Raw genomic sequence first — 20351 nt, forward strand, 5'->3', positions numbered from 1 at the left:
GAATGTGATATCAAATGACTGATTTCGCCAATGAAATTCTGCCAGTCAATATTGAAGACGAGTTAAAAAACTCCTATTTAGATTACGCAATGAGCGTAATTGTAGGACGAGCATTACCAGACGTACGTGATGGTTTAAAACCTGTTCACCGCCGCGTTTTGTTTGCTATGAACGAGCTTAATAATGATTGGAATAAGCCTTACAAAAAATCAGCCCGTGTGGTTGGTGACGTAATTGGTAAATACCATCCCCATGGCGACAGCGCTGTGTATGACACGATCGTACGTATGGCACAGCCATTCTCATTACGTTATATGCTAGTAGACGGCCAAGGTAACTTTGGTTCAGTTGATGGTGACTCAGCAGCAGCAATGCGTTATACGGAAGTCCGTATGGCGAAAATGTCTCATGAGCTTTTGGCCGATCTTGAAAAAGAAACGGTTGATTTTGTACCTAACTACGACGGTACAGAGCAAATTCCTGACGTATTGCCTACGAAAGTTCCTAACTTATTAGTAAACGGTTCATCGGGTATTGCGGTAGGTATGGCAACAAACATTCCGCCTCATAACTTAACTGAAGTTGTGAATGGTTGTTTAGCCCTTATTCAAAACCCTGATTTAACAATCCTTGAGTTAATGGATTATATTCCGGGGCCAGATTTCCCAACTGCGGCAATTATTAATGGTAAAAAAGGCATTGAACAAGCCTATTTAACCGGTCGCGGTAAAGTGTACATGCGTGCACGTGCAGAAATCGAAGTCGACGAAAAAACTCATCGTGAAACGATTATCGTTCACGAAATCCCTTATCAAGTAAACAAAGCGCGTTTAATCGAAAAGATTGCAGAGCTGGTTAAAGATAAGAAGATTGAAGGTATTAGTGCATTACGTGATGAATCAGATAAAGACGGTATGCGTATCGTTATCGAGATCAAACGTGGTGATGTAGGTGAAGTGATTCTAAACAACCTTTATGCACAAACTCAGTTACAAACTGTGTTTGGTATGAACATGGTTGCCTTAATTAATAATCAACCTAAGTGTTTCAATTTAAAAGAAATGCTTGAAGAGTTTATTATTCACCGTCGTGAAGTTGTAACGCGCCGCACCGTATTTGATTTACGTAAAGCCCGCGATCGTGCACACATGCTCGAAGGTTTAGCGATTGCACTTGCAAACATTGACCCAATTATCGAACTTATTCGTAACTCGCCAACCCCAGCTGAAGCAAAAATTGCCTTAGCTGCGCGTCCGTGGGAACTAGGTAATGTTAAAGCCATGCTTGAAAAAGCGGGTGAAGCAAATGTAGCGCGTCCTGATTGGTTAGCTGATGACTTAGGCATTCGTGATGGCCAGTATTATATTTCTGAGCAACAAGCCCAAGCTATCCTTGATTTGCGTTTACATAAGCTAACAGGTCTTGAGCACGAAAAGATTCTAAGCGAATACCAAACGTTATTAGATTTAATTGCTGAGCTTTTATATATTCTTGCTACACCAGAGCGTTTAATGGAAGTTATCCGCGATGAGCTAGTTGAAATTAAAGCGCAATATGGTGATGAACGTCGTACGGAAATCAATGCCGCAGCGCATGATATCAGTTTAGAAGACTTGATCACTGAAGAAGACGTAGTAGTTACACTTTCTCACGAAGGTTACGTTAAGTATCAACCATTATCTGATTACGAAGCACAGCGTCGTGGTGGTAAAGGTAAGTCAGCAACGAAGATGAAAGATGAAGATTTCATCGAACGTTTATTAGTTGCAAATACGCACGATACGATTCTGTGTTTCTCAACAGCTGGTCGCTTATATTGGCTTAAAGTGTATCAATTACCGCTTGCTAGCCGAGCTGCCCGCGGTAAGCCAATTGTAAATTTACTGCCGCTTGAGGCTGACGAACGTATCACAGCAATCTTGCCGGTGCGTGAATATGCAGAAGATAAATACATCTTTATGGCCACTGCATTTGGTACAGTTAAGAAAACACCACTGACAGCGTATAGCCGTCAACGTGCTAGCGGTATTATTGCCGTTAACTTAAACGATGGTGATAGCTTAATTGGTGTAGACATCACTGATGGAAGCAACGAGATCATGCTATTCACTGATGCTGGTAAAGTTGTTCGCTTTAAAGAAGCTGAAGAATCTCCAGTATTAGATGAAAATGGTAACCCAGTACTTGATGAAAATGGTAAGCCAGAAATCAAGTTCAAAGGTGTACGCCAGATGGGTCGTACAGCAACGGGTGTTCGTGGTATTAAAATGCCTGAAGGTCAACGTGTTGTCTCATTAATTGTACCTAAGACAGATGGTGCTATCTTAACAGTAACTGAAAACGGTTACGGTAAGCGTACTTTACTTGAAGATTATCCATCGAAGAGTCGTGCGACTCAAGGTGTGGTATCAATCAAAGTAAGTGAGCGTAATGGTGCTGTTGTTGGTGCAGTTCAAGTTGATGATAACGATGAAATCATGATTATATCTAATCGTGGAACCTTAGTACGAACTCGCGTTAACGAAGTTTCTACAGTTGGGCGTAATACCCAAGGTGTTATTTTGATAAGAACTATTGACGAAGAGCAAGTAGTTGGTTTACAACGTATCGAAGAAATTGAAATCGATGAGCTTGAAGCTATCGAAGGCGAAAGCGTTGAAGTAGTCGAGATTGTTAATGATGACGCTGGGGATAACCCTCCAGCAGAATAGCATTAATAAATAAAAGCGGCTTTGGCCGCTTTTTTTTATTGTTAAAATAAAACTGAGCAATAATATTAATCCCCAGATACGGGGATAAATATACACTCTTATTGTTAAATTACTGGAATGAGGAAAGGTAATGAGTAAATATAATTTTTGTGCGGGGCCTGCAATGTTGCCGCCAGAAGTAATGGCAAAAGCACAAAAAGAATTTGTTGATTGGCAAGATTTAGGTGTGTCGGTGATGGAGATAAGCCACCGAAGTAAAGAGTTTTTAGCGCTCACAGCAAAATGTGAAGCAAGTCTACGCCGTTTGATGGATATTAGTGACGAGTTTGAAATATTATTTATGCACGGTGGTGGTCGCGGTCAATTTGCTGCAGTACCGTTAAATTTGCACCTCGATGACAAAGCCGCCGTGTATTGTGAAAACGGCGTATGGTCAAAAGGCGCAGTAACTGAGGCATTAAAATTTACACAAGTGACAGAGCTTGATGTACGTAATGATAGTGATGAGCAATTTTCAATCAAGCCAGTGAGCGAATGGCAATTCCCCGCTGATCCGTCATACATTCATTATTGCCCTAATGAAACCATTGATGGTATCGAAGTATTTGACGTACCAAGTCATCCTACTGCACCCATAATCGCAGATATGTCATCAACGATCTTATCTCGTGAATTTGACGTCAATAAGTTTGATTTAATCTATGCTGGCGCGCAAAAGAATATTGGTCCATCAGGCTTAGCCATTGTCATCATCCGTAAAACCTTGTTAGAGCGCCAAGGCTTAGCTAAACCTGGTGTATTTGATTACGCGCTAGAGGTTAAGCAAGGCAGTATGTATAACACACCGCCAACATTTGCATGGTATTTAGCAGCGGAAGTGTTCGAATGGCTTGAGCAAAATGGTGGCGTTAAAGCCATGGAACAGCAAAACATTGCAAAAGCCGAATTACTTTATGGTTTTATTGACGAGTCGCCATTTTATAACAATAAAGTGGCAAAACACTGTCGTTCACGCATGAATGTACCATTTTGGTTAAACGATGAAAGTTTGAATCAGCAATTTCTATCACACGCTAAAGAAGCTGGTTTACTAGCCCTTGAGGGACACCGTATTGTTGGTGGCATGCGCGCGAGTATTTATAACGCAATGCCACTTGCCGGTGTACAGGCTTTAGTTGATTTCATGGCAAAGTTTGCCAAGGAGAACAGCTAATGGAGCAACTACGTTTAGAGCCAATTAATAACGTAAATGGTAGCGTGACATTACCTGGCTCAAAAAGTTTATCAAACCGTATTTTATTATTGGCAGCACTTGCTGAAGGTACAACGGTTGTTGAAAATTTATTGGACAGTGACGATATTCGCCACATGCTAGGCGCATTAAAATTATTGGGTGTAGATGTAAGCCTCAATGATGATAAAACAGTTGCAACAGTAAAAGGTGTTGGCGGGCAATTATTAACCCCATCAGAGCCATTATTTCTTGGTAATGCTGGTACAGCGTATCGTCCTCTAACGGCCGTACTTGCTGCTGTATCAGGCGAGTACGAATTAATTGGTGAACCGCGTATGGAAGAGCGACCAATTGGTCATTTGGTTGATGCACTGCAAGCGCTTGGCGGTGATGTAACTTATTTAAAAAATAAAGATTATCCGCCACTAAAAATCGTGGGTGGACAGATTAAGGGCGGACAGGTTGAAATTGACGGCAGTATTTCAAGTCAATTTTTAACCGCGCTATTAATGGCAGCCCCTTTATTCAGTGGTGACACCAAGATCACAATTAAAGGCGCGTTAGTTTCAAAACCTTATATTGATATTACCCTCGATGTAATGGCACGTTTTGGTATTGCAGTAGCGAATGATGATTACAAAACCTTTATCGTAAAAGGCGCACAGCAATACCAAGCGATTGAACGCATTATGGTTGAAGGTGATGCGTCATCAGCCTCTTATTTCGTAGCTGCAGCTGCGATTGCAGGTGGTGAAATAGAAATCAAAGGCGTTGGTGCTAAATCAGTGCAAGGTGACATTGGTTTTGCCAAAGTGATGGAGCAGGTGGGTGCTAAAATTGATTGGTATGATGAGCGCTTAGTTGTTCGCAAAGGGCAATTGAAAGGTGTAGACATAGATGCCAACGCTATTCCTGATGCAGCGATGACACTTGCAACAGTGGCTTTATTTGCAGATGGCCCTACAGCTATTCGTAATATTTATAATTGGCGCGTAAAGGAAACTGACCGCTTACATGCAATGGCAACTGAGCTTCGTAAAGTCGGGGCTGAAGTTGTTGAAGGGGAAGATTTTATCGAAATTATCCCCCCAACACACTTTAATGACGTTGCAATTGATACATACGACGATCACCGCATAGCCATGTGTTTTGCTATGGTAGCAGTAGGTGGAAAAGCAATTACAATTAATGATCCTAAATGTACCTATAAAACATTTCCGACATTTTTCAAGACCCTAGCGTCAGTAAGTCATTAAGGTACAGCGTTGTTGATATAAAAAGTTACATACAAAAAGCGGATAAATTTAATTATCTGACGTATAATATGGCGGTTTTATTTTGGTGTGCATTGAAGGAGGTTTAAATGCAGGCGTTATTAATGCCCGTAATCACCGTTGATGGCCCAAGTGGTTCAGGTAAAGGAACTGTTTGTCGCTTGTTAGCCGAGAAATTAGGGTGGGATGTATTAGACAGTGGTGCTATTTATCGTGTTTTATCACTGGCTGCACTTCACCATCAAATTGCATTGGACAATGAAGAGGCATTAGTGCCTTTAGCTGCCAATTTAGATGTGCAATTTTTAGTGGATAGTCAAACAAATGCTGGAAAAGTTATTCTTGAAGGCGAAGACGTATCAACTACAATACGTAATGAAGAGGTTGGTGCTGCAGCGTCAAAAGTTGCAGCGTTACCACGCGTTAGAGAGGCCTTATTACGCCGCCAGCGCGCATTTCGCACAGAAAATGGCTTAGTTGCAGATGGCCGAGATATGGGCACTGTCGTGTTTCCAGATGCGCCATTGAAAATATATTTAACCGCAAGTGCAGAAGAACGTGCTCGTAGACGTTTTGTTGAGTTGAATGAGCGCGGTCTTGATGTTACACTAAGTGGTCTATTAGAAGACATTAAAGCACGTGATGATCGCGATATGAATCGCGCTGTTGCGCCGCTTGTGCCTGCAGATGATGCAATTGAACTCGATACTAGCGAGCTTAATGCTCAGCAAGTATTTGATAAAGTTATAACTTTAATCGATATTGCAATATCTGAAGGTAAGTTTCCTAAACGAAACTAAACACATTTTATGCACCAGCAGGATGCCAGTGCTATTTTAACAACCCCATGCAGCATGGTTGCTAATTGGTAATAATATATGAGACGTATATTCGTATGTCAGAAAATTTTGCGCAGTTATTTGAAGAAAGCTTAAAGGGTTTTGAAGCAGAGCAAGGCTCTATTGTTAAAGGTACAGTTATCTCAATCGAGAACAACATTGTACTTGTAGATGCTGGTCTTAAATCAGAAAGTGCTATCCCTGCAGAGCAGTTCAAAAATGCTGCTGGTGAACTAGAAGTTGCTGTTGGCGACGAAGTAGATGTTGCACTAGATGCAATTGAAGACGGTTTCGGTGAAACTATCCTTTCTCGTGAGAAAGCTAAGCGTCACGAAGCATGGATCCGTCTTGAGAAAGCATGTGAAGAGCAAGAGACTGTTACTGGTGTTATCAACGGTAAAGTTAAAGGCGGTTTCACAGTTGAAGTTGATTCAATCCGTGCTTTCCTACCTGGTTCACTTGTTGATGTTCGTCCAGTACGTGACACAACTCACCTTGAAGGCAAAGAGCTTGAATTTAAAGTAATCAAGCTTGATCAAAAACGTAACAACGTTGTTGTTTCACGTCGTGCAGTTATCGAATCTGAAAACTCACAAGAACGTGAAGAGCTTCTTGCTAACCTTGTTGAAGGTCAAGAAGTTAAAGGTATCGTTAAGAACCTTACTGACTACGGTGCATTCGTTGACCTTGGTGGTGTTGATGGTCTACTACACATTACTGATATGGCGTGGAAGCGTGTTAAGCACCCTTCAGAAATCGTTAATGTTGGCGACGAAATCGCAGTTAAAGTTCTTAAATTCGACAAAGATAAAACTCGTGTATCTCTAGGTCTTAAACAGCTTGGCGAAGATCCATGGGCAGCTATCGCTGGTCGTTACCCAGAAGGTTCTAAACTTTCTGGTCGTGTAACTAACCTTACTGATTACGGTTGCTTCGTAGAAATCGAAGAAGGCGTTGAAGGTCTAGTACACGTTTCTGAAATGGATTGGACTAACAAGAACATCCATCCTTCAAAAGTTGTTAGCCTTGGCGACACTGTTGAAGTTATGGTTCTTGAAATTGACGAAGAACGTCGTCGTATTTCACTTGGTCTTAAGCAATGTATTGCTAATCCTTGGCAAGAATTTGCTCGTCTTCAAAACAAAGGCGATCAAGTTACTGGTAAGATCAAATCAATCACTGACTTCGGTATCTTTATCGGTCTTGACGGTGGTATTGACGGTCTTGTACACCTTTCAGACATTTCTTGGAATACACCTGGCGAAGACGCTGTACGTGAATTCAAGAAAGGCGACGAAATCACTGCTATCGTATTGCAAGTTGACCCAGAGCGTGAACGTATCTCTCTAGGTGTTAAGCAAATCGAAGCTGACCCATTCAATAACTACCTTGATGCAAACAAAAAAGGTGCTATTGTTAAAGGTAAAGTGACTGAAGTTGATGCGAAAGGCGCAACTGTTGAACTTATCGAAGGCGTTGAAGGTTACATCCGTGTAGCTGATATCGCTCAAGAGCGCGTTGAAGATGCAACTACTGTTGTTTCTGTAGGCGACGAAATTGAAGTGAAATATGTTGGTGTTGATCGTAAGAACCGCACTTTAAGCCTTTCAGTTAAAGCTCTTTTCGAAGCAGAAGAGAAAGAAGTACTAGAAAAGCTTAAGAAAGAAGAGCCAGTGTTTGAAAACGCAATGGCAGCTGCTTTCGCAAATGCACAAAAAGACTAATTAATCAGTCTTAATTGGAAGGGCAGTGTTGCCCTTCCTTTATCTCTTTTTAAGGAAACGTTATGACTAAGTCAGAATTGATAGAACAATTAGCCGAGCAACACGCACATGTCCCTGTGAAAGATGTTGAAAATGCTGTTAAAGAAATTCTTGAACAAATGGCCGGCTCATTATCAAGCTCAGATCGCATAGAAATTCGTGGTTTTGGTAGTTTCTCATTACATTTTCGCTCACCTCGCACAGGTCGTAACCCTAAAACAGGCGATACTGTTGAGTTAGAAGGTAAGCATGTACCACATTTTAAACCAGGCAAAGAATTACGCGATCGTGTAAATGCGAGTATTGCCTAGTTATTAAGTTGGAGTAGTTACTTGTTTAGGGTATTAAAAATTATTCTGGTAGCAATATGCCTAATTTTTGCATTTGTACTTGGTTCGCAAAATCCGCACTTGGTGAAAATCAATTATATTATTGCCAGTAATACGTTACCCCTCGCAATGATTATAAGTATCTGTTTTGCTTTAGGTGTCGTGATCGGTTGCTTTATAAGCTTTAAGTTGTTTTCACAATTGAAGTGGCAAAACTACCGTTTGAAAAAAAAATTAGCACCTGAAAAAAATAAAAATAAGCTCGTAGCTAATAAAGATTCTTAATTATGATTGAGCTTTTGTTTTTACTTTTGCCTGTTGCGGCTGGTTATGGCTGGATAATGGGTAAGAACAGTGCTAAAAACCAAGCTCATCAGCTAAATCGTCAGATCACGTCTGAATACAGTAAAGGCTTAAAGTTTTTACTCGACAGAGAAGAAGATCAAGGTCTTGAGCATTTAATTAACTTGCTTGAAGTATCAGCTGACTCTGTTGAACATTATTCTACACTTGCGACTATGTTTCGCCGTCGAGGCGAGCTAGACCGCGCGATAAAAATTCACGAACTACTGCTTAAACACCCAAGCCTTAATGAACAACAAGCTGCCAGTAGCCGACTTGAACTTGCCGAAGATTATATTATGGCGGGTTTGCTTGATGGCGCCGAAGAGCATTTAGTGTGGTTGATAAAAGCAAACCACAGTGATGCATTAGAACCGATACTTAATTTATATTCACAAACACGTGAATGGGAAAAAGGTATTAATATGTTCGAGGCTCACAGCGACTTATTTTCAAAGCCACAGCATTTTAAAGCCATAGCCAATTTTTATTGTGAGGCTGCGTTAATAGATAACGACCCACAAGTTATGCGCAAAGCTATTAGTCTAAATCATAAAGCAATTCGCCCTTTGTATGAATTAGGTAAGTCTGCTTATGCAAAAGAGGATTATGTAAAAGCGATTTATTATTGGCGTGAGCTGATATGTACTTTTACTTTTTTTGCTCCTTTATTTATTGATGATCTTGCTCACAGCTATAATCAATTAAAGTTGACTGAGCAATTTCATGCGTTACTTTTACAATTGCTTGATAAGGGCGGGGTGTTGATAAAAATAAAACATTGCCAAGCATTACTTGAGCAAGGGCACACAGATCAAGCAATTAAATTTTTAACTGATAGCTTAAAGCGTCAACCTACAATTCGCGGTTTTAGTTTTTTATTACAGCTTCTTGCTAAACAAAATACAGATATTAAAGATGTGCTTGATCAAATCGATAAGTTAGTCACCTCTTATATTGCCACAAAACCAGATTTTCAATGTCAACACTGTGGTTTCACCAGCCATACAATTTATTGGGTTTGTCCATCGTGTAAACATTGGGAAACCATTGTACCAAGCCGTGGTTTAGACGGTTTTTAGTTTTCTATAAAATATTCACTTACTTCTACAATTAGTTTTAGGAAAGTTATGTCTCTCGAACATTCAAAAAAAGTTCTTATCGCCCTCGATTATGATGATCAACAAACAGCTTTAAATTTCGTTAAACAATTATCACCAGATACTTGCCGCTTAAAGGTTGGCAAAGAAATGTTTACTTACTTTGGGCCTGCTTTTGTTAAAGAACTCATTGATTTAGGTTTTGATGTATTTCTAGATTTGAAGTTTCATGATATTCCTAATACGGTTGCAAAAGCGGTAACGGCGGCTGCAAAAATGGGTGTTTGGATGGTTAATGTTCATGCCAGTGGTGGTGTTGAAATGATGACTAAAGCGAAGCAAGCACTTGAACAATTTGGTGATGAAGCGCCATTATTAATTGCAGTTACAGTATTAACAAGTATGGATAGTGCCGAATTAAAAAGACTCGGTATTGATAAAACACCTGCTGAACAGGTAGTTTATTTAGCAAAACTGGCTAAAGAGTCGGGGTTAGATGGCGTTGTGTGCTCAGCACAAGAAGCCAAACAACTAAAATCAATATTAGGAAGTGACTTTAAACTTGTTACACCTGGTATTCGCCCAGAAGGCAGCGCAGCAGGTGATCAGAAGCGGATAATGACACCAAAACAAGCTATTGACGATGGTAGTGACTATCTAGTTATCGGTCGTCCTATAACGCAAGCAGATGATCCTGTTTCTGTTTTGATAAATGTTAATAATTCGATTTCTTAAAATTAACTTTTACCTATACTTTAGTACCAATGTTTTTAATTACAATTTATAACTGATCTGTTATATTAGCCTATATTAGTTTGTTGTATGGGCTTTTTATGAAATATATTATTACTTCTATTTTGTTGTTTGTTATCTATTTTTCGGTTAATAAATATGGGGTTTCTGCTAATTCATTTGATGATTCATCAAATGTGAGCGATGCATTCAATATTTATCCTGTCAATCTCGTTGACTTTAAGCTAACGCTTGTTAAATATATCCATCATGTATGCGAGAAGAATGAAGAAAGATTAACCCAAATGAAAAGTGATGTTTCAGAATGTATTTCAGCTCATGATCTTGCTAAGGATAAATGTGAGGTAAAAGTTTTACGTTTAGCGCCATTTAATATTGAAAATAAAGAAGATTTAGATGAGTATGGGCAAGATTACAAACAGTGTACCTTGCCCTATAAAAATTTAGTGGGTTAGTTTTTGTTATTTAAGCTTTTAAGCGAATTGCTTTTGCTTCTATATCAATTAAACCTTGCTTAAATAAACCACCAATCGCTTTTTTATAATTAGCTTTGCTGGTTGAAAAAACTTTTTTGATTACTTCTGGATCTGATTTATCGCCAAGTGCAATGACACCACCCTCGGCTTTTAATTTATCCATTATTTTTTCACCAAGGTCACTTACCTTTCCCATTCCTGGTTTTTCAAGAATGACGTCAATTTTTCCGTCTTCACGTACTTTTTGAATAAAACCAGTTAAGCGCTGGCCAACAAACATGTTTTTAAACACCATGTTGTAAAAAATTACGCCATAATGTGCTTCTTCAATTAACACTTTATAGCCAATATCCGTTTTACCGGCGACAATCAATTGTACTTCTTGCAGTGGTGTATATTCTGGTTCAGTTTTATTGATGAAGCGATTAAAGTTATTTGAAGCACAAATACGGCCACTTGCATTATCTAAGTACAAACGAACTAAATAAGAATAGCCTTCTTGCATTCTAGGTTTTTGTTCGTTAAATGGTGCAAGTACATCCTTCTCAAGACCCCAATCTAAAAAAGCACCAATGCTGTTCATTTCTTTTACGCGAAGCAGGGCGTACTCACCCACTTGTGCTAATGGCTTTTTAGTTGTTGCTGTTGCTAAGTTAGCATTATCTAAGAAAATGAATACGCTGATACTATCGCCAGCTTCTAATTCATATTTGATTTCATTACTTGGTAAGAAAACCTCGCCTAGGTCATGACCATCAAGGTACGCGCCTTCGTTACTTACTTCATTAACGAATAGTGTTTGGGTGGTTCCGAGGTAACTCATAATTATTCCTGTTCTGGCTTTTTACGACGGCGCATTGGGGCATCGCCATCAATATTAAGGGGGGCTTTAATCGGTGCTTGTGGCTTTTTAGACTTAGACTTACGCTTGGTCATTACCTTTGCTTTTGGTTTTGCTTTATCTTGCTCTTTAGCCCAAATAGCATCAGGTTTTGGTTCGCGGAGACCTTTAAATTTACCTTTAAGCCCTTCGATGGTATGAAACTCAAGTTCATCATTTAAAAAAGCTTTAATTGCTTTGTAGCTTAACCAATCTTTAGGTCCAACGAGTGAAATTGCAGTGCCTTTAAAACCTGCACGACCTGTCCTGCCTATACGATGAACATACTCTTCAGCGTGTTTAGGTAAATCAAAATTAATTACGTGTGTGACACTGAGTAAATCAAGGCCGCGGGATGCGACATCTGTTGTAATCAAAATCTTAAAGTTTTCACGACTAAAGCTGTCCATAATCTCAAGACGTTTATTTTGTGCAAGGTCACCTGCTAAGGCTTGTGCTTTAAATCCTTTTGCATTGAGCGCATCACTTAAACGGCTTGTATCCGCACGGGTTGCTGTAAAAATAATACATTGGCCCACATCATCTTGCTTTAAAAAGTGCTCAAGCAATGCTTCTTTGTGATCAAGGTGATCAGCTAAAAATAAACTTTGCTTAATGTCTGAATGTTGTTCGTTAGCGGCACTGAGCGTAATTTGTTTTGGCTTTTTTAATAAATTACGTGATAGCGCATCAACTTGGGCATGATCAAGTGTTGCAGAAAACAATAAGGTTTGACGCAGGCGATGATCCGCTTGTTCATTGATCATTTTTAGCTGTTCGGTGAAACCTAAATCTAAAATTCGGTCTGCTTCATCAAAAATAAGTAATTCAAGGCCACTTAATTGTAATGAGCGTTTTGTTATGTGATCAGCTAAACGTCCAGGTGTTGCAATAACGAATTGTGGATCATTACGAAGAGCTTTAATTTGATCATTAAAATTCTCACCGCCTAGTATTTTTACCGCTTTAATATTAGTACCCGCAATTAAAAGTCGAAGCTGAGTAAATACTTGTGTAGCAAGTTCGCGAGTAGGCGCGACGATAAGTACTCGAGGATCGCGTTTACTGAGCGCTTTTTGCTTCATGACTCGTTGAACTGCTGGGAGTAAAAAAGCTAAGGTTTTGCCTGACCCAGTTTTAGACTGAGCGAAAATGTCATGACCTGCAAGTGCTGTTGGCACTGCATGGGCTTGAATATCTGTAGGCTGGGTGATCCCTTGATGAGCTAATTGTGTTTCAAGGCGAGTATCAATCCCAAGATCAGTAAAGTGCAAAGTGTATTTCTCCAAATGAGCAATTAATTGGGTATAAGCCAACAATAATGTCGCTATTATAGCGTAGTAGAGTGCTTGGCCGACAGTAAAAACCTGTTTATCACTGCTTTTTTTGCATTTAACCGTAAAATGCGTAAAATATGCGCCCCAATGCGCCGGATTTACGATTCGGTTACCGCCAATAACGGCTAAAGCAAAATAGGAATACCCATGACTGCAGTACATAAAGATAATGTCACCAGTGAGCACTTTGTTGTATGCGCGCTGTATAAATTTGTTGCACTCCCTGAATTTGAAGCACTTCGTCAACCACTTTTAGATGTAATGGAAGCCAATGAAGTACGCGGTACTTTATTAATTGCTGCTGAAGGGATTAATGGCACAGTATCAGCTAAGCGCGAAGGTATCGATAATTTACTATCGTGGCTTGATACTCAACCAAACCTCGATAACATTGTGAGTAAAGAGTCGTTTGATGATGAATGCCCATTTTATCGTACGAAAGTAAAGCTTAAAAAAGAAATCGTGACTATGGGTGTTGAAGGTGTTGATCCGCTCAAAGTTGTTGGCAGTTACGTCAAGCCACAAGATTGGAATGCGTTGATTTCAGACCCTGAGGTTATTCTAGTTGATACCCGAAATGACTATGAAATTGAAATCGGTACTTTCCAAAATGCCGTTGATCCAAATACTAAAACATTTCGCGAGTTCCCGCAGTGGGCAAAGGAAAACTTAGACCCTACAAAACATAAAAAAGTAGCGATGTTTTGTACGGGTGGTATTCGCTGTGAAAAATCAACGGCTTATATGAAAGAGCAAGGCTTTGAAGATGTATATCATCTCGAAGGCGGCATTTTAAAATACTTAGAAGAAGTGCCAAAAGAAGAAACAATGTGGGAAGGTGAATGTTTTGTCTTTGATAACCGCGTTGCGGTGGATCACGACTTACAAAAAGGTTCGTATGATCAATGCCATGCTTGTCGTATGCCAATCACAGAGGCTGAAAAACTAAAATCAGAGTATATGGAAGGTGTATCGTGTCATCACTGTATTGACAACGTTACAGATGAACAAAGAGAACGATTTGCAGAGCGCCAAAAGCAAATTGAGCTGGCACAAGCGCGTGGTGAAGGTCATATAGGTAATGAAGCGCAAGCGGTTTTACAAAAACGCAAAGATGCTAAAAAAGCACAAAAAGATGCGCAACGCGGTAAATAATCTAACCACTTATTAATAATGATAAAAAGAGCCACTAAGGCTCTTTTTTATCATTCGGACATTTTAGTACTCTATTCAACCCCAATAAATCCACCCGTTTGATGTGCCCATAACGCAGCATAAATCCCATTTTGAACGAGTAATTCATCATGACTACCTTGCTCAACAATACCGCCTTCATCAAGTACAATGAGTCTGTCCATTTGAGCGATCGTTGAAAGACGGTGTGCAATTGCAATTACTGTTTTACCTGTCATTAAATCATCAAGGCTTGCTTGAATTGCAGCTTCAACTTCAGAATCAAGTGCGCTTGTAGCTTCATCTAAAATAAGGATAGGTGCATTTTTTAGGAGTACGCGTGCGATCGCAATACGTTGGCGTTGCCCGCCCGAGAGTTTAACACCGCGCTCACCCACTTGTGCTGCAAAACCTTTGTTACCTTGGCTATCTTCAAGGTCATCTATAAATTCGAGGGCTTTAGCCTGCTTTGCAGCGTTTAACATCTCTTGGTCACTCGCATCAGGGCGACCATATAAGATATTTTCTTTAACAGAGCGGTGTAGTAATGACGTGTCCTGAGTGACCATTGCAATGTGTTTGCGTAAGCTTTCTTGGCTGACCTTTGAAATATCTTGGTCATCAATTTTAATAGCTCCACTGTCAACATCGTAAAAACGCAACAGTAAATTAACCAAGGTTGATTTGCCCGCACCGGAACGACCAACTAAGCCTATTTTTTCGCCTGCTTTGATATTTAAATCGAGACCATTGATCACAGGGCCTCTATTTGTTTCATTGGCAGCTTTACCGTAATTAAAATGCACGTTTTCAAAATTTATAACACAATCACTCACATTAAGAGTATGAGCATCTGGGGCATCGTCAACGTCAATAGGGTTTGAAAGTGTTTTCATGCCATCAGCAACAGTGCCTATGTTTTCAAACAAACCACTAATCTCCCACATTATCCATTGGGCCATACCATTTAATCGCAGTGATAAACTTACTGCTATCGCAATAGCACCGGCACTAATGGCACTTAACGACCATAAATACAAAGATAATGCAGCGACGCTGAACACTAAAAGGTAGTTAAGGGATTGAATCGCAAAATTTAAGCTCGTGACCAAACGCATTTGTTTATAAACTGGCTGTAAAAAAACATCCATACTGTCTTTGGCGTATTGTTCTTCACGTTGTGTGTAAGAGAAAAGCTTAATGGTAGAAATATTGGTGTAACTGTCGACAATACGACCTGTCATTTCTGAGCGGGCATCGGCTTGCGAGCTGGCTATTTTTTTGAGTTTTGGCACAAAATAAAGCTGTATTAGGGTATAAAATGTGAGCCATACCAGCAGTGGGATCATCAGTCTCCAATCTGCCGCGGCAACTAAAAATACCATAGCGCTAAAATACACCACAATGTACATCAGTACATCAAGTAACTTCATCACCGTTTCGCGCACAGCAAGAGAGGTTTGCATTACTTTGGTTGCAATTCTTCCTGAAAACTCATTTTGATAGAAACTGACACTTTGACGTAGTAAATAACGATGAGCTAACCACCTGATTGACATTGGGTAATTACCCAATAGAGCTTGGTGTAATATTGCTGAATGAAAAAAGACCACCAGTGGTAAAATAATTAATAGCACCACAGCCATTTTAATAAGTTCAGATTTTTGCTCAACAAATAATGTTTCGGGTGTGTGAATACTTAGCCAATCAACTAATTGCCCCATATAACTGAACAGCGATACTTCTAAAATAGCGAGCAGCGCAGCACTAAGTGACATGAAAACGAGCGACAGTTCCATACCTTTTGTATAATGACGGCAAAAGGCAAATAAGGTTGAGGGCGGCTGCGTTGGTTTATCTTCAGGGAACGGCTTAGTCATCCGCTCAAATAATCGATACATTTTAATATCTTAAATAGTAAAAATGACCTTCACTATATCATTGAAAAGGGACAAAAACAGGGGGATTTAAAGTCTTATTTACCACTTAATTTTACCTGTTAGTATATCTCTAAACATCACCCAATCACCAAGCAGACTATAGAGAGGATGTTTAAAGGTAGCGGGGCGGTTTTTTTCAAAGAAAAAGTGCCCAACCCAGGCAAAACCATAGCCAATAATGGGTAATAACCAAAATACTTTGAGGTTTAGTGTGAGCAAAGCGTAGCAAATAGCTATGACAACTAAACAACTGCCAATAAAATGCAAACGTCTGTTTGTTGTATTAGTGTGCTCTTGCAGATAATAGGGATAAAAGTCTTTAAAGTTAGTAAATTGGATTGTGCCTTGCTCTGTGGTTTGCTTTTTCATTATATTTATACCAGCTTCAAGTGAAGTGTTTATTGTTAACGCAATGGCACTAAAAGTGCAAACAAGTTCATCTAAATGTCCGTTATAGGTTTACATATATTTACAGTCTAGCCTTTTATTAGTCGCATTACGCTAGACAAGGAGGCACTAAGGAAATATGTTACTCGATCTAATAAATTGTCCTATAAGAAATAATACGATGTTAAAAAAAGTTTTAGCTTGCGCCGTGCTTGTTGCGCTCAGTGGTTGTTCTGACAACACATCAAGTTCTGCGACAACAAATACGCAGGTCAAAGATCAAAAGGCACAAAGTGTTACTTACCCTGAGACGAAAAAGGGTGAAGTAGTTGATGTTTATTTTGATCAAAAAGTGGCTGACCCTTACCGCTGGTTAGAAGATGATATGAGCAGTGACACGGCTGATTGGGTTAAAACACAAAATAATCTTACTTTTTCGTACCTTGAAAATATTCCATACCGCGACAAATTAAAAGCCAGCCTTGAAAAATTAATGAATTATGAAAAAGTGACGGCCCCTTTTATCGAAGGCGATTACACGTATTTTTATAAAAATGATGGCTTACAAAATCAATATGTCCTTTATCGCAGTAAAGATGAAAGTGATGCTGAGGTATTTTTAGATCCGAATAAATTCAGTGAAGATGGTACGACTTCAATGTCTGGCTTAACTTTTTCTGAAGATGGTTCATTAGCGGCTTATCAGATCTCGGAAGGTGGCAGTGATTGGCGCAAAGTTATTATTATTAATACCCAAACAAAAGAACAAATTGAAAGCGCGTTAATCGATGTTAAATTTAGCGGTATTTCGTGGGTTGGTAACGATGGTTTCTATTACTCAAGCTACGATAAACCAAAAGGCAGTGAGTTATCAGCAAAGACTGATCAACATAAAGTTTACTATCATAAGTTAGGTACTGCGCAAACAGCAGACGAACTTATTTTTGGTGGTACAGATAACGAGAAACACCGTTACATTGGCGCATCAGTAACACGTGATAATAAATATTTAGTGATATCAGCCAGTGTATCAACATCTGGTAATAAACTGTTTATTAAAGATTTAACAAAACCTGACAGTAAACTCGTAACGATATTAGGGCACACTGATTCAGATACATACGTGTTTGATAATGACGGTAGCAAACTATATTTGGTGACTAATCTTAATGCGCCAAACAAAAAAGTAGTTACTGTTGATGCTGCAAACCCAACACCTGAAAACTGGCAAGATCTTATCCCTGAAACTGACAACGTTTTAAGTATGTCAAAAGGCGGCGATTTTTTCTTTGCAAAATACATGGTAGATGCAATTTCAAAAGTTAAACAATTTGATAAAGCAGGTAAGTTGGTACGTGAAATTAGCCTACCGGGTGTTGGTACAGCACGTGGCTTTGGTGGTAAAAAAGAGAGCAGTACCTTATATTATTCTTTTGCAAATTATACGACACCAGGAAATACCTATTCGTTTGACGTAAATACAGGACAATCTGACGTATATCGTAAATCGGGTGCAAAATTTGACTCTGCGCAATACACGTCAGAGCAAGTTTTTTATACATCAAAAGATGGCACGAAAGTACCGATGATTATATCGTACAAAAAAGATGTAAAACTTGATGGTACTAACCCAACAATTTTGTACGGGTATGGTGGCTTTAACGCAAGCTTAACACCAAGCTTTAGTTCTACTGTAGCCGCATGGCTTGAGCAAGGTGGTGTTTACGCCGTTGCAAATATCCGTGGCGGTGGTGAATATGGTAAGCAGTGGCATGACGCTGGTACGCAACTGAAAAAGCAAAATGTGTTTGATGACTTCATTGCTGCAGCTGAATACCTTAACGAGAAAAAATACACATCAAGTGACTATTTAGCTGTTCGTGGTGGCTCAAACGGTGGCTTGTTAGTCGGTGCTGTTATGACTCAGCGCCCTGAATTATTTAAAGTTGCGTTACCGGCGGTAGGCGTGCTTGATATGTTACGTTACCATACATTTACTGCAGGTGCTGGTTGGGCTTACGACTACGGTACAAGTGAGCAAAGTAAAGAAATGTTCGACTACCTTCATGGTTATTCGCCAGTTCATAATGTTAAAGCGGGTGTAAAATACCCAGCTACTATGATCACCACAGGCGATCATGATGACCGTGTTGTTCCTGCGCATTCATACAAATTTGCGGCAGAATTACAAGCAAAAGGCGCAGGTGCAAATCCATACTTTATCCGCATTGAAACGAATGCAGGTCATGGTGCGGGCACGCCAACGAGTAAAATCATTGATCAATACGCAGATATCTATGGTTTTACCCTTTATAATATGGGCATTAAATCACTTTAATCGTTATAAAATAAATAAGTATAAAAGCCACTTGTCGTAAGTGGCTTTTTTTATTTAAAAACTTAAATTGGTGAGAAAAGTCGCTCGTATGTTTTATACGCATACTCATCACTCATGCCAGACAAGTAATCACAAATAACTCGCATGCCTTGATTTTGTTTACTTGCTTGTAAGTAAATATGCTGTGTAGTTATCGGCAATAACCGTAAAGGATCACTTGCAAAGGCATTGAATAGCTCAATTAGTAAGTTTTGGCCTTTAAATTCAATCTGTTGCATATGTGGCTCTCGAATTAGCTGATTAAACACAAATTGCTTTAGTACCTGAAGTGCACCAGCATATTGATCTGGTAACTCTACACCAACTTGTAAAATTGGGCATTCAAACACACTGTTTTGCTCTGTTAAATGGGCATGAATAATAAACGTATTAACCAGTTCGCCTATGGCATCTTTACGCTCATAATCAAACGGTGAAAACAGGCGCTGAGTTATCGAAGCTAAATTGCTTTTTAACCAAGGTGAGTCAATGGCTGTTAGTGCAGGAACGGCGTGATTTTGCCAATCGGTTAAAGTCAGAGTGTGTGTTGCGATCGCATCTTCTAAGTCGTGTACTGCGTAGGCAATATCATCTGCAAGTTCCATAATCGCTGCATCAAGGGATTTATAATTAGTTTTAGAACGATAGTTATCAACTTTTTTGTGGCTAGCTAAAAGCGTTTGGTCATGAACTGATAGCGGGGCTTTTATCCAATGTAGAATTTCTTTATCGTCGCTGTATAAGCCTTTAGCAGGGCGCCAATCATCGGCCTTAATAAATCGCTGACTAGTGGAGTGCGAAGGGATTGTATGCCATAAATCATCAATGAGTGCTGGGTACTTGATGAACCCGAGTAAAGTGCGGCGAGTCAAGTTCATACCGTGGCCATTACTGTATGGCTCTAACTTAGCAACTATACGCAACGTTTGTGCATTGCCTTCAAAGCCCCCGTGATCACGCATCATATAATTAAGCGCTATTTCACCACCATGGCCAAAGGGGGGGTGACCAATATCATGTGCTAAGCAAAGGGTCTCTAGTAAACTGGTTGTGGGGAAATGATGAAAATCTGTATGTTGATTTTTTAAATGACGCAGCAAACCGCTGCCTATTTGCGCAACTTCCAAAGAATGTGTAAGGCGGGTACGATAAAAATCGTTTAAGCCAATCCCCATTATTTGCGTTTTAGCTTGTAAGCGCCTAAATGCAGCTGCATGGATAATACGAGAGCGATCAACTTGCCAAGGCGAGCGGTTATCATTTGGTCGATTTTTTTGCTGATCAATAATACGCTTTTGCCAGTCTAAATTCATGAATTCAATACCTAATAATAACTTACACGTTTGATGAGCGAATTGTAGCTGAAATTTTTGAATTATAACAATTGTGTTAATTCGCCTTTATTTAGATGCTTAGGTATAATGATTTGTCGAGTG

At 39.6% G+C, this 20351-nt stretch carries 17 protein-coding genes; 12 read left to right on the plus strand and 5 right to left on the minus strand.

The features are described 5' to 3' along the window. The first annotated feature begins 14 nt into the window (after nucleotides 1–14). The 10 genes from gyrA to ADS77_RS06460 all read left to right on the plus strand — a co-directional run bounded on the left by gyrA (nucleotide 15) and on the right by ADS77_RS06460 (nucleotide 10800). Nucleotides 15–2711, plus strand: a complete 2697-nt coding sequence (gene gyrA / locus ADS77_RS06415) for a DNA topoisomerase (ATP-hydrolyzing) subunit A (protein ID WP_054203625.1) — start codon at nucleotides 15–17, stop codon at nucleotides 2709–2711. Between the two features lie 130 nt (nucleotides 2712–2841). Beyond that, complete coding sequence (gene serC / locus ADS77_RS06420; RefSeq protein WP_054203626.1) at nucleotides 2842–3924, plus strand: 3-phosphoserine/phosphohydroxythreonine transaminase; 1083 nt, start codon at nucleotides 2842–2844, stop codon at nucleotides 3922–3924. Further along, entirely contained in the window at nucleotides 3924–5201 is a 1278-nt protein-coding gene (aroA, locus tag ADS77_RS06425) for a 3-phosphoshikimate 1-carboxyvinyltransferase (RefSeq protein WP_054453452.1), read from the plus strand. Before serC ends, aroA begins: the two co-directional genes overlap by 1 nt. 107 nt (nucleotides 5202–5308) lie before the next feature. After that, nucleotides 5309–6019, plus strand: coding sequence for a (d)CMP kinase (gene cmk, locus ADS77_RS06430; protein WP_054453454.1), 711 nt, complete (start codon nucleotides 5309–5311; stop codon nucleotides 6017–6019). Nucleotides 6020–6114: 95 nt separating this feature from the next. Beyond that, nucleotides 6115–7782, plus strand: coding sequence for a 30S ribosomal protein S1 (rpsA, locus tag ADS77_RS06435; RefSeq protein WP_029216020.1), 1668 nt, complete (start codon nucleotides 6115–6117; stop codon nucleotides 7780–7782). A gap of 62 nt (nucleotides 7783–7844) precedes the next feature. Beyond that, complete coding sequence (gene ihfB / locus ADS77_RS06440) at nucleotides 7845–8132, plus strand: integration host factor subunit beta (RefSeq protein WP_016707218.1); 288 nt, start codon at nucleotides 7845–7847, stop codon at nucleotides 8130–8132. 21 nt (nucleotides 8133–8153) lie between these two features. Continuing rightward, complete coding sequence (locus ADS77_RS06445) at nucleotides 8154–8435, plus strand: lipopolysaccharide assembly protein LapA domain-containing protein (RefSeq protein WP_054203629.1); 282 nt, start codon at nucleotides 8154–8156, stop codon at nucleotides 8433–8435. Between the two features lie 2 nt (nucleotides 8436–8437). Next, a complete protein-coding gene (gene lapB, locus ADS77_RS06450) occupies nucleotides 8438–9574 on the plus strand; it encodes a lipopolysaccharide assembly protein LapB (RefSeq protein ID WP_054203630.1) in 1137 nt (378 codons plus the stop codon). Between the two features lie 48 nt (nucleotides 9575–9622). Then, nucleotides 9623–10327 (plus strand): orotidine-5'-phosphate decarboxylase, encoded by a 705-nt coding sequence (gene pyrF / locus ADS77_RS06455; protein ID WP_054203631.1) that lies wholly within the window; start codon nucleotides 9623–9625, stop codon nucleotides 10325–10327. A gap of 98 nt (nucleotides 10328–10425) precedes the next feature. Beyond that, nucleotides 10426–10800: a hypothetical protein gene (locus ADS77_RS06460; protein ID WP_054203632.1), complete on the plus strand. Its 375-nt coding sequence runs from the start codon at nucleotides 10426–10428 to the stop codon at nucleotides 10798–10800. 10 nt (nucleotides 10801–10810) lie between these two features. On the opposite strand, the gene ADS77_RS06465 is transcribed toward ADS77_RS06460, so the two are convergent. Beyond that, nucleotides 10811–11644, minus strand: a complete 834-nt coding sequence (locus ADS77_RS06465; RefSeq protein WP_054203633.1) for a S1 RNA-binding domain-containing protein — start codon at nucleotides 11642–11644, stop codon at nucleotides 10811–10813. Between the two features lie 2 nt (nucleotides 11645–11646). Beyond that, entirely contained in the window at nucleotides 11647–12975 is a 1329-nt protein-coding gene (locus tag ADS77_RS06470) for a DEAD/DEAH box helicase (protein WP_054453526.1), read from the minus strand. A gap of 210 nt (nucleotides 12976–13185) precedes the next feature. Between ADS77_RS06470 and ADS77_RS06475 the strand changes: the two genes are divergently transcribed. Then, nucleotides 13186–14193, plus strand: a complete 1008-nt coding sequence (locus tag ADS77_RS06475) for a rhodanese-related sulfurtransferase (protein WP_054203634.1) — start codon at nucleotides 13186–13188, stop codon at nucleotides 14191–14193. Nucleotides 14194–14264: 71 nt separating this feature from the next. Here ADS77_RS06475 and ADS77_RS06480 read toward each other — a convergent pair whose 3' ends face one another. Beyond that, nucleotides 14265–16112 carry an ABC transporter ATP-binding protein gene (locus ADS77_RS06480; RefSeq protein WP_054203635.1) on the minus strand — a complete coding sequence of 616 codons (1848 nt, stop codon included), beginning with the start codon at nucleotides 16110–16112 and terminating at the stop codon, nucleotides 14265–14267. Nucleotides 16113–16190: 78 nt separating this feature from the next. Continuing rightward, nucleotides 16191–16520 (minus strand): DUF962 domain-containing protein, encoded by a 330-nt coding sequence (locus tag ADS77_RS06485; RefSeq protein ID WP_054203636.1) that lies wholly within the window; start codon nucleotides 16518–16520, stop codon nucleotides 16191–16193. Nucleotides 16521–16719: 199 nt separating this feature from the next. On the opposite strand from ADS77_RS06485, the gene ADS77_RS06490 reads away from it, so the two are divergent. Continuing rightward, nucleotides 16720–18876 (plus strand): prolyl oligopeptidase family serine peptidase, encoded by a 2157-nt coding sequence (locus ADS77_RS06490; RefSeq protein WP_054453456.1) that lies wholly within the window; start codon nucleotides 16720–16722, stop codon nucleotides 18874–18876. Between the two features lie 62 nt (nucleotides 18877–18938). On the opposite strand, the gene ADS77_RS06495 is transcribed toward ADS77_RS06490, so the two are convergent. Continuing rightward, complete coding sequence (locus tag ADS77_RS06495) at nucleotides 18939–20228, minus strand: anti-phage deoxyguanosine triphosphatase (protein WP_054453458.1); 1290 nt, start codon at nucleotides 20226–20228, stop codon at nucleotides 18939–18941. Nucleotides 20229–20351 lie beyond the last annotated feature (123 nt).

Source organism: Pseudoalteromonas porphyrae (assembly GCF_001298125.1).
GTDB lineage: Bacteria > Pseudomonadota > Gammaproteobacteria > Enterobacterales > Alteromonadaceae > Pseudoalteromonas > Pseudoalteromonas neustonica.